We start from the raw sequence: 14,355 nt of genomic DNA on the forward strand, positions 1-14,355 counted from the left end.
CCGCCATGGCCGATAACATCGACACCCCTGCCGACGCTCCCGTGACCGCGATCACGCCGCCGCCAAACCTGGCACCTGCCGAAGCGACGAGCGCGGCGGGACCCGAGATGGAAAACACCATCTCGCCGTCCGCTGAACTGGACTTGCCGTTGCCTGTCGAGCGGGCCAGCGACTACGCCACCGAGCCAGAGGATATCGCCTACGAGCGCTCGATCGACGAGGCCGAGCGCATCGGCATCGCTTTGGCCGAGGCCCGGCTGCGGCGTGAAGACGAGACCGAGCGCCCCCTGACCGCCGAGCCCGTGCTTCAAAACAGCAAGGCCGAAACCCCAGAACCTGACAAGGCCGCCCCCTCCCCTCCCCCGTCCGAAGCCACCGCCGAACCGGCCCCGGCCAACGATGACGGACCTCACCGTTTCTCGGTCGAGCGCGGCGACGTCCCCGACGCTGTCAAGCGCCGCTATTTGACCGAAGAGCCACAGTTTGCGCCCGAGGTCCGGTTCTTCACCGACGCCACGGGCAAGGAGGCCGCGTTCCGCGACACAGGCGACAAGCTCCTGGCGCGCCAGACGAACGCCGAGGTGATCAAGGACTTGGTCGCCATCGCTGAGCATCGCGTCTGGACCGCCATCGACGTTCGCGGCGAAGACGCCTTCCGGCGGGAGGTGTGGATGCAGGCCCGCGCCGAAGGCTTGGAGGTGCGTGGCTACAAGCCAACCGAACGGGACCTCCAAGAGCTTGGTAGCCGCCTGTCGGCCCGGGACACCAATTCGGTGTCGCCGGCGCGCGACAGAGCGCCCCAGGACCCTGATGCAGCCGGCCGGACCGGCGGCAGCGGCGAACCGCCCCCCGCGCCAAAGCCCGTCCAGGAACGGCTGGATTACGATAGGGGCGTCACGGGTAAGCTGCTCGAGAGTGGCCAGGCGCCATACCGTCATCGCTCTGGTCAGGAACTGACGCCGTTCGTTAGGGTGGAACTGGCGAGCGGACGGCAGGTGGAAGTTTGGGGCGTCGGTTTGCCGGCGGCTCTGGAGAAGTCCGGCGCCGCGACCGGCGAGGAGATCACACTGCGGCGGGACGGCGTCGAGCGGGTCATTCGAACCTTGGAGGTTCGCGACAAGGTCTCAGGCGAACTTTCACTTCAGCAGCGAGAAGTGCCCCGCAACAAGTGGTCCATCGACGCTGATCGGTTTCGCGCCGCAAGCCCCGGCCAAGCGGCCAAGGACCCTGAACTCAACGCGGCTCAAAGCCGGCTCGCGGTCGTGACGGCGATCGTTAAGGACCGTCATGCCGACCCAACTGTGCAGGACCGATTGATCGCCGGCGCCAAGGAAAAGATCGCTGACCATATCGAGCGCGGCGCGCGCTTTGAGGCCGCCAAGGTGCGAGAGCCTGGCGGGCGTTCGGCGGACCAGTCCAATACGGATCGGATGCCGCATCCTACCGCGCAGCCATCGCCTTCCAAATCTGGGCCGGAACGAACGAGGGGACGGTAGGTGTGAAGGGTTCAACCTTGAACGAGTTTGCACGTGCAAACTCCAACCCGCCGCATCCGATCGATGTCAGCGTTGGTCGCCAGCTGCGCCAGGCCCGTAAGGCGCGTGGCCTGAGCCAGGCCTCGCTCGGTGAGGCGATCGGCATCAGCTTCCAGCAAGTTCAAAAATATGAGCGCGGAGACAACCGGGTCTCCGCCTCCAAGCTTGCGGAGGCGGCGCTCTTTTTCCAAGTGCCGATCCAGTATTTCTTTTCGGAGATCGCCGAGTTGCTCGCGGGCCCGGCCGGCGCGCTTGACCCGGTAGTAGCGGCCTTGGCGGCGGACACGCGGGCCATGGCGTTGCTGTTGGCCTGGCGCCGGCTTCCTCCAGCTCGCCGCAAGCTGATCACCGATCTGATCAACGCGACGATCCAGGACGAGGTCTAAGGACCTCGTCCGCCGGCGTCCGCTGAACAAGTTTGCACGTGCAAAGCTAGCGACCTCGCGACCGATCCTTGCCTGGGCCTCGGCTCTTTTCAGTCACGGCCTTGGCAGGCTCGATCTGCTTGCCGCCTTCAACCAGCGTCCTGGCCAGCGTGACACGCCGACTGACCGGAGCCGGCATGGCTTTGACGAACGCCTCCACCGAACGACCAAGCGCCTGGTCACGCGGATCGACCGACGCCTCCAGCACCTTGGCCGCGGCCCTATAGGACGAACGCACCTGAGCCTGACGTTGGCGCATGCTGTCGTCCCAAGGCTGAGCCTTTCCTCCGCTGCGCGCTAGGCTCTCGGCTTCCCGCCGCGCCTCCCGCAGAACCCGGGGTTCGTTCTGGCCCGTCCGCTCGAAGCGCTCGCGCGCCTTACGCACCGGTGTCCGCTCGGGCTTTTGCGTGATCCCGCGCGCGCGGCGCGGTGTTGCCTCCGCTTCGATCCCGCGCCCACGAAGTTCGCTGGCGAACCGCTCACGCCAATCGGCCAAATCCGCCTTCTTGGGATTGAGCCGCTCGCCGCCAACCCCCAGCGATCGAACGCTGAGATGAACGTGGGGCTGCTCGCCCTTGGCGTCCTGGTGGAAGGCGAACACATAAGGATAGGTCTCGCCAAACTCGGCCCGGGCAAAGGCGCGGACCGCATCCTTCATGCGCTCGGGATCGGTCCCCACCGGCATCGACAGCACGATCGACACCGACATCGTGCTGTTGGCGCGTCGGCGGCTGTCGCTTTCGCCCGACGCCGCCCAATCCAGCGCCAGCTCTTTGACGCCATCCCGGCCATGGACGAACGCGCCGTCCGACTGCTCCAGATCAAGCTCCCCCTTCCGAGAGATGTAATCTAGGTGCGCGCCAAGGTGCTCGCCGTCCTTGGTCTTGCCGGTGATCTTGACCATCACCTCCGGCGCCTTCTGAACGACGCGGGCGAGCTTGGCCTTCGCGTCGGCCTCCCCTCCCCCACTCGTCGGCCCGCCCAATACGCTGCCCTTGGCGATGATCTTTCGACCGCCTGCCGGCGCGCGCCAGACTTGGTCGAACCCTCCCACATCGCGAAAGTCGCTCATGCCTCGTCCTCCCAGTAGGCAAGGTTCCCCTTGAAGGCTTCGGAGAGGCCGCGGACATGCTCGCGGATCTCGCTGCGAAACGCCTCGATCGACGACATCTCAGCATCCAGCACTGAGCCTGGCATCACCGCCGTGTTCATGGCCCGCGCGATCTGGTTCACGTTGACGCCGATCCGCCGCAGCTCCTCCTGCACGGCGTAGAAGGCCAGCTCCTCACGACGGCTAAAGCGCGGCCGCCCGAACAGCCGCCGGCGCAAGAGCGCCAGGACCCACTCGGTACGACGAAGGCCGTCGGAGCCGGACACGTCGTCTAGAGCGACCTGGTCGTCGGGCTTCAGGCGAAGGGTCAGTTTGGTCGACTGGCCGCGTGGCGCGACGCCAGAGCCGGAGGCGCTCTCACCGACCGCTTGGGCGACCATGTCTCGAAGCTTCTTGGACCGGCCCGACGATGCCAGCGCGTCGAACTTGGCGGCGAGGTCGTCCGGGAGCTGGAACGCGAACATGGCCATCAGCGGAGCGTAATTTATAAAAACGCCGGCGCAAAGCCTATCCTGCCCTCAACCCCATCTGACATACGCTCCTCACAACGTTCCCACGATTCTTCGCATCTACGGCCAAGATTCGCGCCGTGTACTGCAGATCTACTTTCGCCTCAAAGTTGCCTTTGAGGCTCCCTATCAAGAAAGAGCTAAGGGGCTTTGCCCCTCGCGCGCGGGGCGTGAAGTCTCCGCTTCGCTGCGACCGGCCGGGGGGCTTCCCCCACCTTCCCTCGCTGCGCTCAGTGCAGGTCGGGTGATCCCCCTCCCCCCGGCCGCACCCCACTTGCTACCCCCGCCTCGCCGGCGGGCAGGGGTTCAGGCGGGCCTACACCCTGCCGACAACGAAACCGTGCCTAACCGGCCAAGTGCGTACCGGAGACCGTCCCTTGCAAATTCGAGATCTTGCCCGCCTCGCTCAACTCACCCCCCGTCAACTGCGCCGCTACGAACGCGAGGGCCTCATCCGCCCCGCCACGATCGCCCAAGGCCAACCCAGATACGCCGCCCAGACCGCCCCGCTCGCCCGGCGCATCAACGTCCTGGTCGACCTCGGCTTCACGACCGGAGAAATCCGTACCTTCCTCGACCGCATCGACGATCAGCCGTCCGAACACTGCGCGCCGATCAGCGATCTGCAGGGCCGCCGCATCGCCAAGATCGACGCGGTGATCGCCAAGCTCAAGGCCACCCGCGCCGAACTGGTCGGACTGCTGGTGACCGACGAGGCGCTAGACGTCCAGCATCAGGCGACGGCCATCCGGCGTCAGTAGGCCAAGCAAGGTGTCGTACTTCCAACTGGCCAGCGCGGCCAGGAACACCGAAGCGCCTTGGTAGGCGTAAGCGTACCAAGGTAGCCCGCCCCGAAAGACCGCAAATCCGATGAAGGCCAGGGCACCCAGCACCACGTAGCCGCGCAGCACAAACTGCACGACGCCCCGGCAATAGAGCATCACGAAGAACGCCGCGTATCGCAGCCCCGTCACCATCGCGCGCAGAGCCGCGCGGCCTATGCCGTGAAGATCCAACTACGCGCTCCGTGCCCTCACCAGCCGAATGTCGGCCACGGCGGTCGGCTCGGTGGTGCCGCCATCGAAAGCCACCAGCGCCGTCTCCGGATTGGGGCCGGGCTCCAAGAGCAGCCGCCCCGTGCGCCTGCCGACCTTCACGTCAAACCCGGCGAGCTTGCCTCTAGCACCGGACTTGGGCGCAATGCCGTCGGCCGGTGTTTCGGTTTGCACGTGCAAACTCCCTTCCCCTGCCCCGGCTTTCCCTGCTGCCTTGCCCTTAACCGACGCGGCGGCGGGGGTATCCTTCCCGCCCTTGGGCGCGGGCTTCAGCTCGGCCGCCAAGGCCACCGCCTCGCGCGTGGTGATCGTATCGCCGCGCTCACTCACGAGCGCCAGGGTGCAGGCAGCGTCGCGCTTCCAGGCGATGGACAGCTCGTAGAGCGTCCGCGCGCCCAGCTTCGACGCCAGGGCCTTCAGCTCGGGCGGCAGGTCCCGAAGCGCCGCATAGATGGAGATGGCCTCCTTCGACCGACCAAGCTTTTCGCCGACCTGCTGCTGATTGAGCCCCAGGCCCATCAGACGGGCGACTGCCGTGGTCATCTCCTCGGTATTGAGCGGCTCACGCTGGTCGTTCTCGATGACCTGGGCGGCCAGGATATCGACCTCGCTGGCGTTGCTGGTGGTGATCACCGCCGGGATCGTCGCAAGCCCGGCCAGCTGCGCGGCTCGGAAGCGGCGCGCGCCAAACCGGATCATGTAACCGGTCTCGTCCTTGGGGCGCACGGTGATGGGCTGAAGCACCGTGTGCTCGCGCATCGAGGCGGCGAGGTCGGCGAGTTGCCCGTCGTCGAAACCGGTGCGCGGATTGTTGGGGTCCTCGTAGATTTCCGACAGCGGCAGTTCTTTCAGGCGCGAGCCGTCCGGCTCTCCGCTGTCCTCGACCAGGCCGCCCACGAGCGCCGCGAAATTGGTGGTCATGGCGATGATCCTCTACGCGGCGACAGCGGCCGACAGGCGGCCCTTGATGGTCCCGAGCACGCCGCGAATTTCCTTTGCGGCGTCTTGGGCGGCCTTCTTCTTGATCGTCCAGACCGGAGCCTTCAGGCTGACGGCCTCGGCGTAGCCCTGGCGCTGGGTGAGCACGCCGTCGAACATCAGCGAGGTGCCGCCCTGGGTCAGGAGGGTCTTGAGGTTCTCGCGTTGGCGCGGCGAGGTGCTGACGAACCGCGAAGGCAGCAGGCCCAGGAAATCGATGCGTCGGCCGCCGCGCGCTTGGTCCTCGACCAGCTTGATTTGCTTGCGAAGCTTGCCGATGCCCAACAGCGAATAGTCTTCCAGATCGATGGGCGAGATCACCAGATCGGTGACCAGGAGGGCCGCGAAATTGCGACCGCCCCAGGTGGGCGGCGTATCGATCACGCAGTAATCAAACTGGTCCTTCAGCGCGGCGAACCGCTTGGCCATCGCCGGGATGGCCTCGTTCAACAGCCCATCGACATTGTGCAGCTTGTCGTCTGCGCGCAGCACCGTCACGCCCGGCAGGCCTTTGAGCGTCAGGTCAGGACCGAAAAAGAGGGCGCTGCTTAAGCCCCCCTGACGCTCGGCGGCCAGGGTGTGGCTGGCGTTGGCCTGGGGGTCTAGGTCAACGAACAGAATGCGGGTCGCCGCTTCCTCGGCCAGGAACCACGCCAGATGGATCGCCAACATGGTCTTACCCACGCCGCCCTTCTGGTTGTTCACGACGATGGTTTTCATGCGCTTTTCTTCCTGCCCGAACGCTCGGGGCGCCGATCAGCCAGCTCGTGGTCGTTGACGGTGAAGCCTGCCGCCTTCAGGGCCCTAAGCACGATCACACGCAGGGTCACGCCCTGTTCGGCGGCCTGCTTCTTCAGCTCGTCGCGAAGCGCCGTTGGGACCTTCATGTTCAACATGGACTCGCCAGCCTCGTCGCTCACTTCCATGCCTTGCTAAACCCCCAAGACCGCGCCGCCGAAGGCGGCCGAGTCGTTGTGATTCAGCATAGTCAAAAGATAAAGAGGTTTCAGCCGTCATCGCGGCGGTCCTCCTGATTTTCTCGCCAGAGCAGCCAAGCGCCCTGGTCATCGGGCGGGCGGGAAACCCGCCCGACCAGGGCCAGGGCAATGAACACCATTAGGGCGACAAGCATTTGTCGATCCTCCAGCAAGGGCGGCCGCCTAAGCGGCCGCCTCCTGAGCGCTGGCGCCATCAGCATCGGCTAGGGCCGCGCCGGGTTGGTAGCTCTCCAACAGATCGACGGCGCGCTGGGCATGGCCTGCGGCTGTGAAGATGAACCGCTTGTCGTCCTTCAGCACCTTGAGCCACGAGCCGATATAGGCCGCATGGTCTTCGATGTGGGAGGGGCGAAGGCCCAGGATCGCGCCGACGAACGCCGCGCCGAGTTCCGCGCAACATTCCTCCTTGGCGTACCCCTCATCGCCGAACGCCTTGCGGCCAAAGTCACGGTCCAGGCGGGACGGATGGCGTGTCCAATGAACAAGCTCATGGGCCAGGGTCGCCGCATGAAGCTCGGCGTCGTTGAAAAGCTCGAGCGGTGGCATGTGGATGTCGTCCGTGCTGATCCGGTAGAAAGCCCCGTCCCCGCCGTTGATGACCTTGGCCGGAATGTTGGCGAAGAACGCATCGGCCGCCGCGAGCCGCTCGGGAAGGGGACCGGGCAGGGCCTCTTTGACGGCGAAGCGCTCGGGCAGGCCATCGATCTGCTCGCTGTTGAATACGGTGTAGGCCTTCAGCCATCGGCGAACGGTTGCGCCGTCTTCCCCGTCGCCTTGGTGCGGCGCATCCTGGTCGCCGAATACGCTCTGTCCGGCTTTCACGACCTTGCTGCCGCGCTCGCCCTTGCGGACCGATCCGCCCAGTTCCAGCGCCTGCTGAAAGGTCATCCAGTAGGGGGATACAAAACCGCGCTCTTGGCTGGCGCCCCACAGCATCACGACATTGATCCCGCGATAGGGCTCGCCGTTAAACCGCAGGGGGCGAATCGGCCCGCCCGCTGAGCGCCAGGGCTGCTCCCACGGCTTGGTCCCGACCTCTAGCGCCTTGATGATCTGGTCGGTGACGTGTTGATGGATGTCGAAGCGCTCGGCCGCCGCGGCCTTGGCGGCGACGGTCTTGCGGCTCTTGGAGGTGGGGGCTTTGGTCATTTCCGGGCTCCGTCTCTAAGGCTCAAGAATACATCTTTATGTTTTCTACGGCTAGAAGATAAAGATGTTTTCTTCCCCTTTGTCGGCTTGGGTTGGCTCGCTTCTTTCGCGATCCAACCGGCTAGGCCGGCGCCAATGAGCCGGGGGTAGCAAAGGGGCGACCGGGGAGGGGGAGGGGGATCGCCCGACCTGCACGACCAACGGGAGGAAGGTTGGGGACACCCTCGCCCCGGGTCGAAGACTTTACCGCCCCGCGCGAGCGGGCAAGGCCCCTTAGCCAGACGAATGCAAGGAGTGCGGGCCGCAGGCCCGCGCCGCTTCGCGCGGGTTTGCACGTGCAAACTTGTGCCCGACATCCAGAAAGCAGAGAGCCGGTTTGCACGTACAAACCGGCTCCAGGAGAAGGGCGCCGGGGCACCAAGCCCCGGCGTTAGAGACTATTCGGCCGCCATCGGGACCTCGCCTTCATCCCACGGCGCGCTTTCGTCCAGATCGCCTTCGCCCTCGGCGTCAAAGGCCTCGTCTTCCAAGACGTCCTCGTCCTGGACGATGTCACGCGGACGCAAGAGGGTCGGCAGCCAGCCCTTGCCGTCCAGACGTCGCTCGGCTTCAGCCGCCAGCTCCTGCTTCTTCAGGTTGGCGATGTTCTCAGCCGCCTGGGCGGTCGTCGCCTCCTCCACCGCCGCGACGATCAGCGACTTGGACACCCGGCCAAAATAGCCTTGCGCCGTCGGGGCCCACCATTGGGTCATGTCCAGACCCAGAGCCTTGGCCAGATGATCGGAGGCTACCTGACGAGCGCTGTTCTCGCGATCGAACGGCTGCTTGACCGCATCGACCATCTGAGACGCCGCGTAGGCGACAAGCTCCATGAGCTGATCGGGCTCGCGCGCCATGAGGAACGACCACAGGTCCGCGTGGCTGGTCGGCAGCAGCAGCATCATCCGACCTTGAACGTGCTTGAGCGCCTCACCCGCCTTGCTGGCCTCGAACCCCTGGGCATGTTTGCGCGGATGATTGGCCGACAGATCGGCCCGAAGCTCGATGGTCGAGGCGGGCGCCGAGCGATGCCCCGCGCCATAGTGGGTCAGCAGCAGTAGGGAATGGACGACGGCGACGAAGGCCACGTCATGACGCTCGATCAAGGCCGCGCGCAACGCCGCCGTCCGGTGGGCGGTAAGGTCCAGCACCAGCTTGTCGGGCAGGGCGCCAGCGGGCTTCTTGGCCCGTTCGCGAGTGATGGACGAACCGCCCTGCGTCGCCTTGCCGTCCAGTTTGCGCAGCGCCTTGGTATCGGCGCCCGGCTTGGCGCAACCCCGCTCGATCCGAAGCGAGCCGTCGTCGGCAATGGTCACGATGGCGCCGGTGATCGCCCTGACCTCGGGCGCATACACCTCCTCGCCGGAGCTTTCCAAGGCGTATAGGCGATCTTCAATCGCGCTCACGCGCTCCATGGTCTGGTCGGTCTGGGGGTCCACCGCCTCCAATATCTGCATTTCGCTCGTCAGCAGCCCGATCTCGCCGAGCGCCTCGGGCGTCAAGGGCGCCACCGTAGGGTAGGCCCGGCCGTAGCTCTGCGATTGGCTGTAGTCGAAGCTCAAGGTGGTTTCGACCCATGCCCAGCCTTCCGGCCGCAATGCCTTTGCCTCGGCTTCTAGCGCCTCGCTCGCCAGCTTTTCCAGCAGCGTCAGGTCGGTGATGTACCCAGCGTCATCGGCTTGGGCGAAGAGGTCCTGACTGACCTCGCCCCCGGCCGCGCGATAGGCATCCAGACCCACGAACTTGGCTGTGGCGTTGTTCTGACTGTTGACCCGCCCGCCGACCAGACGCTGCTTGACGCGGTAGGCCTGACGGTCGTGTTCGGGGAAGTCGAAATAGGCCGCTTCCTGGGCCGCCTGATCGTCGGTCAGGGTAAAGGCCGCCATGTGATCCAGATTGATCTCATCGGCGCGAAACAGCGTCATGAGGCGCGGCGAGACCGTGGCCAGCTTCAACCGACGCTCGACGATCCGAGGCGCGATCGAATAGCGCTCTGCGATCTCCGAGACGGTCTTTCCAGTTTGGCTGAGGGCATGGAAGGCGGCGAACTGGTCAGCCGGGTGCGGAGCCAGCCGCACGGCGTTCTCGGCGATGCTTTCCTCCAACGCAGCCGTCTCGTCAGCGCAGACCACGCAAAGAACCGGGAACGAGCGAGGGATGTCCTTGCGCTGGGCCAAGACGTTCAACGCCCGCAGACGCCGCCCGCCGACATGAACCTCGAACTTGCCCGTGGCCTTGCCGTTCTGCTGCTGGGCGGTGACTCGCAGGTTTTGCAGCACGGTCTTGGTAGCGCCGATGTCGGCTACTAGATCGCCGATCTCCACCTCGCCTTGGCGCATGTTGTTGGGCGACAGGACCAGCTTGGAGAGTTGGATTTCACGAACGGTCATCGGTTGAACTCCGTCTTGGGGTTGGGGTCGATGCTTTGCGCATCTACCCCTGCCCGCCGGCGAGGCTGGGGGTAGCAACTGGGGGGCGGACGGGGGGAGGGGGATCACCCGGCCTGCACTGAGCGCAGCGAGGGAAGGTTGGGGACACCCCCCGTCCGGTCGGAGCGCAGCGCAGACTTTACCCCCCGGGCGCGAGGGGCGACCGCCCCTTAGCAACACGCCACGCCGCGTGGCCAGCGTTCGATCAGTCTCGCCAAGCGAGACGCAAAGCCGACTACCGCAAGGAATCCGCCACGCCCCGCGCCCGCCAGGGGCTTGGAACGCAAGCGTCGCCGTGGCATTCTTGGCTTGATCGCACCGAGTGGCTCTGAGGGCTCCGCCGACCAATGCGTGACGACGCCTACACCTTCCTTGAAAACTCCACGGCCGGCGCGACGCTCTTCATGGACGTCGCCGCCTTCGGAAGTGACGACCAGGCGCGAAGGCATGCCCTAGCCCTGTTGGGCCAGCACGACAGCGCCGACATCGTCGAGGTTTGGCGCGCCGCGAACCTAATCGGCCAGATCCCTCGCCCAGACCCGGCGGGGCCTGCCGCCGTAGGCGGCTAGCAAGCTCCAGGCTTGCAGGCGCTCCGCGCCGCCCCGCATCCCAAAGTTTGCACGTGCAAACTCAGCGCGACCTAAACGGCCACAACTCCACCGCGCGCGGCGGCAGCTTAAGTCGCTGCCGCCTTGGCGGTCTTCGCTTGCTCTGTGGGGGAGCCGCTCAGCCCGCCATCCCCGTGGATTTCTGGCCCAGGCGGAGTCTAGCGGTCTTTGTCGGAAGGGGAGGGGGCCTGGTCCTGCGAGGCGTTGCGCCACGCCTGCTCCTTGCTGACCTCGACAATGGCGCGTCCGGCTCGCAAATGCTCGGCCATCTGGTGGCGGGCCTTGTCCAGCAAACGAGCCTGCGCATCAGTGTCATGGGCCATGGCGCTGCCGACGACGGCGGCGATCTTGTCCAGGTTCGCCCACGCCGCCTGAAAACTTCCATCGCCGCTGGCCAAGGCCGCCTCACGGCTCATCGCTAGAAACTGCGCGGCCCGTTCAGGGCCGCGACCGCTTTCGACCAGCTGTAAGGTCTGGATCCGCGCCAGGATCAATTCGGCCATCGGGGCGGTGTTGGCGGCCTCGAACCCGATGCGCGAAGCCTCATACCAAGCCGCCTGGTCCTCGGGCCGGATCTTGAATTCAAAGCCGGCCCGTTCGGCCACCCCGCCCAGCCACACACGCTGGGCGCGGCCATTGCCTTCGATGAAGGGGTGGGCGGCATTGATCTCGGTGATGAACTCGGCTGCCTGCGTCGCGAAGGCCTCCGCGCCTAGTCCCTTCAACTCGCCGGCCGCACGGAAGGCCGCGAACTGCTTTTCCATCCAGGGGCCGATCTGCTCGGGCGGCGCGAACGGGGTGGGGCCGCGACCCGTCGTATAGGTTCGCTCCTGCCCGGCCCACGCATAGAGGTCCTGAAAGAGATGGTGGTGGATCGCCTTGAACCCGGCATAGGTCGGCTCGGCTGCCGCAGCAGGCATGCCTTCTTCGATCCGCGTATCGGTGAAAAGGCGCTCAGCCGCATCGAGCGAGGCCGCGTCGCGCAGGCCAAGCTCGTTTACGAGAACGCGGCTGTCTGGGTAGAAAACCCGCTCGAACGCGGCGCGCTCGGCCGCCTTTCGGTCGCTCACTAAGCCTTCTGGGCGAAGTAGCCGCGCAGGGCGTCACGCTTTTGGGCAGGGGTTTTGCCCTCGGCGTCCAGGCGCGCCATCAGCTGGTCGGCCTGCGGATCGCGGCGCACGCCCTCGATGTCGTTGTTGGCGCTCATCTGCTCGCGGCGCCAAGCCACGTCTGCGGGGTCGGATGAGGACCAACGGCCCATGGCGAAACTCCTTCGAACGCCCTCAATATAGCATCGGGAAGGGGAGGGGGCCAGTCCAGGAGACTGGCCCGCCCGGTCAATACTCGCTGGCCAGCATGATGGTCAGAACGCGGCGCGTCAGCTCGGCGCTCCACTTGACAGGTGAGTGCTCATCACGGTCGGGATGATAGTAGTCGATCTTCCAAAACAGCTGCTCGCCCCAAAGCTCGAACGCCCCGAAATCGCGCTCGCCGTAAGGATCGTCGTCGGCGTCGAACTGGGAAAACCCGGCCAGAGCGCGCGCCAGGGTGATCTGGGCGTTGGGCGCCTCGGCGATCAACGCGGCGACCCCGCTGGTGGCCAACCACACGGCGTTGACGCTCTTGGGGGCGGCGCGGGCCAGATCATTGAGCCGCGCCGTCTCGGCGGTGCGTTCGGCCTGGCTGGCGAAGAGGGGATTGTCGGTCATGGTCGATCCTTCCGTCCGGGTTCGATGCCTTGCGCATCAACCCCTGCCCGCCGGCGAGGCGGGGGTAGCAAGCGGATGACCGGGGGAGGGGAGGGGGATCGCCCGACCTGCACGCCCACGGCGGAAGGTTGGGGAAACCCCAAGGCCGGTCTTCCGCGCGCGAGGGGCGAGGCCCCTTAGCCAACGGGGCGTTGCGGGGTGTCCCCGCAGAGGGGGTAGATTGAGCCCCATGGCTCAAGCTCAGGGGGAGACCTCCCCCCTTTTTGGTTCAGCCCCCAACCGGATCGGGCCCATTGCGATCCAGGCGTCAATTGAAGACAGGGGCACTGTGAGACCACCATCGGCGTAGTCGACTCGTGAATTTTCCGCAGGCAAGGCCTATGCTGCCAAGGTGCAAGACCATCTCGACCTCCCCGGCGCCTCAGGCGCGATCTACCGCTTCAGGCTCATAGAAGATCCTGCGCAGCTGCCTTCAACGGCGGGCAACTTCGTCTACGTGCGCTGGCGTGCGACAACCCCGCAGGTGATGTGCTGCGGAGCCGTGGGCAGTCTCCTGGACGCCCGCCAGCAATGGGACGCTGCGGTGCGATCTCACAGCGCCCAGGGACTCTACATCCGCCTCAATGTTGCTCGCTCGACCCGGGGAGAGGAGCACCTTGATCTGGTCTCACGGTGGCGCCCGCCAATCCCTGCGCTCGACGAATAGGCCGCAGCGACTTACCTACGAACAGTCCCGCTATCCCTATCGAGCCAAGACCAACAAAATGAAGAAGCTTGTGCCCCAAGGCGCCAATAGCGCGCAGCCCCACCATGTCGATCTACATGTGGGCTCCTTGATCAGGACGCGGCGCAAGGCTTTGGGAATTTCACAGTCTGAGCTTGCGGACTCGCTGGGCCTGACCTTTCAGCAGGTCCAGAAGTATGAGCGGGGGTCTAACCGCGTAAGTTCATCCAAGCTCTATGAGATCGCCTTGAAGCTGGAGACGCCGCTGGCGTCCTTCTTCGAAGGCTTGGAAACGCCAGTCGGCGGTGGCCCCATTGCCGGCGGCCTGACCGATTTCCTAAATCAGCGCGGCGCCCACGAATTGGTGGCGGCTTTCGCAGTGATGTCGCCCGCTTTACGTCGGCAGTTGGTCAGCCTGGCCATGGCCATGGCCGAAACCGACGACTAAGCGTCCAAGCCGGGTCCGCCTGGCCCTGAGTGCGCTAGATTTCTGGTCACGCGATCTTGCCTTCGCGCCGCGTGATGACACGATGGGGACGCAGCTTAGGTGACCCAGCTGGCCGGTCGAACATGATGAGTTGCTGGGGGTCTCGGCGCGCTACATCGTCGCTTCGCCCTTGGCGTTGCTCAGCGTACAAATGTCGCGCTGCCCTCAAAGATCGGCGCCGCGCAGCAACGAAAAGTGCGACGCGCACTGCAGTTCGACATAGGGCGCGGTCACGCGAAGATCCCTCTGATGAATCAGCGCTGGGTGCCCGTCGCTGGATCCTCGCCATCCCCATCGCGATAGAGCCAGAAGCGCTCTCCAGCGTCTGCAGTCGCCAGCGCGTACTTTGTGGCCCCGGCTTTAGGTGTCGGGTAGGTAACGCGTCGTCACCGGCACGGTAGCTCTGTCGTCTCTCCTGCGGGGCCTTGGCGTGACAAGCTTCCGAGTCAGCGCATTCGGAACGCGGCACGGGATGGCCTTCGAGATTGCGGAATCTCACAGTGTCGTAGAGCGAAATAAGCGCGACTGATTTTCGGCGCAAACCCTTGTTTTCTAACAGGCGGCCCGTTCGAACTAGACGCGAATTATCGAATAGTCGC

At 65.5% G+C, this 14,355-nt stretch carries 17 protein-coding genes; 5 read left to right on the forward strand and 12 right to left on the reverse strand.

Translation table 11 applies throughout. The features are described from left to right. The first annotated feature begins 5 nt into the window (after positions 1-5). Both ASD21_RS07065 and ASD21_RS07070 read left to right on the forward strand, forming a co-directional pair. The gene (locus ASD21_RS07065; RefSeq protein WP_056438733.1) at positions 6-1,496 is read left to right on the forward strand and encodes an LPD7 domain-containing protein; all 1,491 of its coding nucleotides are present in this window, start codon (positions 6-8) and stop codon (positions 1,494-1,496) included. Between the two features lie 17 nt (positions 1,497-1,513). Beyond that, a complete protein-coding gene (locus ASD21_RS07070; RefSeq protein ID WP_056438734.1) occupies positions 1,514-1,921 on the forward strand; it encodes a helix-turn-helix domain-containing protein in 408 nt (135 codons plus the stop codon). 46 nt (positions 1,922-1,967) lie between these two features. Here the strand turns inward: ASD21_RS07070 and ASD21_RS07075 are convergent, their stop codons facing one another. Then, positions 1,968-3,032: a relaxase/mobilization nuclease domain-containing protein gene (locus ASD21_RS07075; protein WP_200941405.1), complete on the reverse strand. Its 1,065-nt coding sequence runs from the start codon at positions 3,030-3,032 to the stop codon at positions 1,968-1,970. Beyond that, positions 3,029-3,541, reverse strand: coding sequence for a MobC family plasmid mobilization relaxosome protein (locus ASD21_RS07080; protein ID WP_056438737.1), 513 nt, complete (start codon positions 3,539-3,541; stop codon positions 3,029-3,031). Before ASD21_RS07080 ends, ASD21_RS07075 begins: the two co-directional genes overlap by 4 nt. 416 nt (positions 3,542-3,957) lie before the next feature. Here ASD21_RS07080 and ASD21_RS07085 point away from each other — a divergent pair, with 416 nt between their 5' ends. Beyond that, positions 3,958-4,341 carry a MerR family transcriptional regulator gene (locus tag ASD21_RS07085; protein ID WP_056438738.1) on the forward strand — a complete coding sequence of 128 codons (384 nt, stop codon included), beginning with the start codon at positions 3,958-3,960 and terminating at the stop codon, positions 4,339-4,341. Here ASD21_RS07085 and ASD21_RS07090 read toward each other — a convergent pair. From ASD21_RS07090 to ASD21_RS07115, 7 genes are all read right to left on the reverse strand, one after another. Continuing rightward, positions 4,300-4,596, reverse strand: coding sequence for a hypothetical protein (locus ASD21_RS07090; RefSeq protein WP_056438741.1), 297 nt, complete (start codon positions 4,594-4,596; stop codon positions 4,300-4,302). The two genes, ASD21_RS07085 and ASD21_RS07090, sit on opposite strands and share 42 nt — an antisense overlap. After that, the gene (locus ASD21_RS07095) at positions 4,597-5,556 is read right to left on the reverse strand and encodes a ParB/RepB/Spo0J family partition protein (RefSeq protein WP_056438744.1); all 960 of its coding nucleotides are present in this window, start codon (positions 5,554-5,556) and stop codon (positions 4,597-4,599) included. It lies immediately after the preceding gene. Positions 5,557-5,568: 12 nt separating this feature from the next. Continuing rightward, positions 5,569-6,333: a ParA family protein gene (locus tag ASD21_RS07100; protein WP_056438745.1), complete on the reverse strand. Its 765-nt coding sequence runs from the start codon at positions 6,331-6,333 to the stop codon at positions 5,569-5,571. Then, on the reverse strand, positions 6,330-6,539 hold the full coding sequence (locus ASD21_RS07105; RefSeq protein WP_056438748.1) for a hypothetical protein: 210 nt from the start codon (positions 6,537-6,539) through the stop codon (positions 6,330-6,332). The genes ASD21_RS07100 and ASD21_RS07105 overlap by 4 nt, the downstream gene beginning before the upstream one ends. Before the next feature lie 80 nt (positions 6,540-6,619). After that, positions 6,620-6,745 (reverse strand): hypothetical protein, encoded by a 126-nt coding sequence (locus ASD21_RS25025; RefSeq protein ID WP_268761074.1) that lies wholly within the window; start codon positions 6,743-6,745, stop codon positions 6,620-6,622. Between the two features lie 28 nt (positions 6,746-6,773). Next, positions 6,774-7,760 carry an ArdC family protein gene (locus ASD21_RS07110; protein ID WP_082554664.1) on the reverse strand — a complete coding sequence of 329 codons (987 nt, stop codon included), beginning with the start codon at positions 7,758-7,760 and terminating at the stop codon, positions 6,774-6,776. Positions 7,761-8,197: 437 nt separating this feature from the next. Beyond that, a complete protein-coding gene (locus ASD21_RS07115; protein WP_056438751.1) occupies positions 8,198-10,189 on the reverse strand; it encodes a ParB/RepB/Spo0J family partition protein in 1,992 nt (663 codons plus the stop codon). 386 nt (positions 10,190-10,575) lie between these two features. On the opposite strand from ASD21_RS07115, the gene ASD21_RS07120 reads away from it, so the two are divergent. Then, positions 10,576-10,797, forward strand: a complete 222-nt coding sequence (locus tag ASD21_RS07120; protein ID WP_056438754.1) for a hypothetical protein — start codon at positions 10,576-10,578, stop codon at positions 10,795-10,797. Between the two features lie 197 nt (positions 10,798-10,994). On the opposite strand, the gene ASD21_RS07125 is transcribed toward ASD21_RS07120, so the two are convergent. The 3 genes from ASD21_RS07125 to ASD21_RS07130 all read right to left on the reverse strand — a co-directional run bounded on the left by ASD21_RS07125 (position 10,995) and on the right by ASD21_RS07130 (position 12,545). Further along, the gene (locus ASD21_RS07125) at positions 10,995-11,906 is read right to left on the reverse strand and encodes a Fic/DOC family protein (RefSeq protein WP_056438757.1); all 912 of its coding nucleotides are present in this window, start codon (positions 11,904-11,906) and stop codon (positions 10,995-10,997) included. Continuing rightward, a complete protein-coding gene (locus tag ASD21_RS23260; protein WP_012275053.1) occupies positions 11,906-12,097 on the reverse strand; it encodes a hypothetical protein in 192 nt (63 codons plus the stop codon). Before ASD21_RS23260 ends, ASD21_RS07125 begins: the two co-directional genes overlap by 1 nt. A gap of 76 nt (positions 12,098-12,173) precedes the next feature. Then, positions 12,174-12,545: a DUF3768 domain-containing protein gene (locus tag ASD21_RS07130; RefSeq protein ID WP_056438760.1), complete on the reverse strand. Its 372-nt coding sequence runs from the start codon at positions 12,543-12,545 to the stop codon at positions 12,174-12,176. A gap of 656 nt (positions 12,546-13,201) precedes the next feature. On the opposite strand from ASD21_RS07130, the gene ASD21_RS07135 reads away from it, so the two are divergent. Beyond that, complete coding sequence (locus tag ASD21_RS07135; RefSeq protein WP_327019754.1) at positions 13,202-13,717, forward strand: helix-turn-helix domain-containing protein; 516 nt, start codon at positions 13,202-13,204, stop codon at positions 13,715-13,717. The last annotated feature ends 638 nt before the right edge of the window (positions 13,718-14,355 follow it).

Origin of the sequence: Caulobacter sp. Root1455 (genome assembly GCF_001426905.1) — a bacterium.
Taxonomy (GTDB): Bacteria; Pseudomonadota; Alphaproteobacteria; order Caulobacterales; family Caulobacteraceae; genus Caulobacter.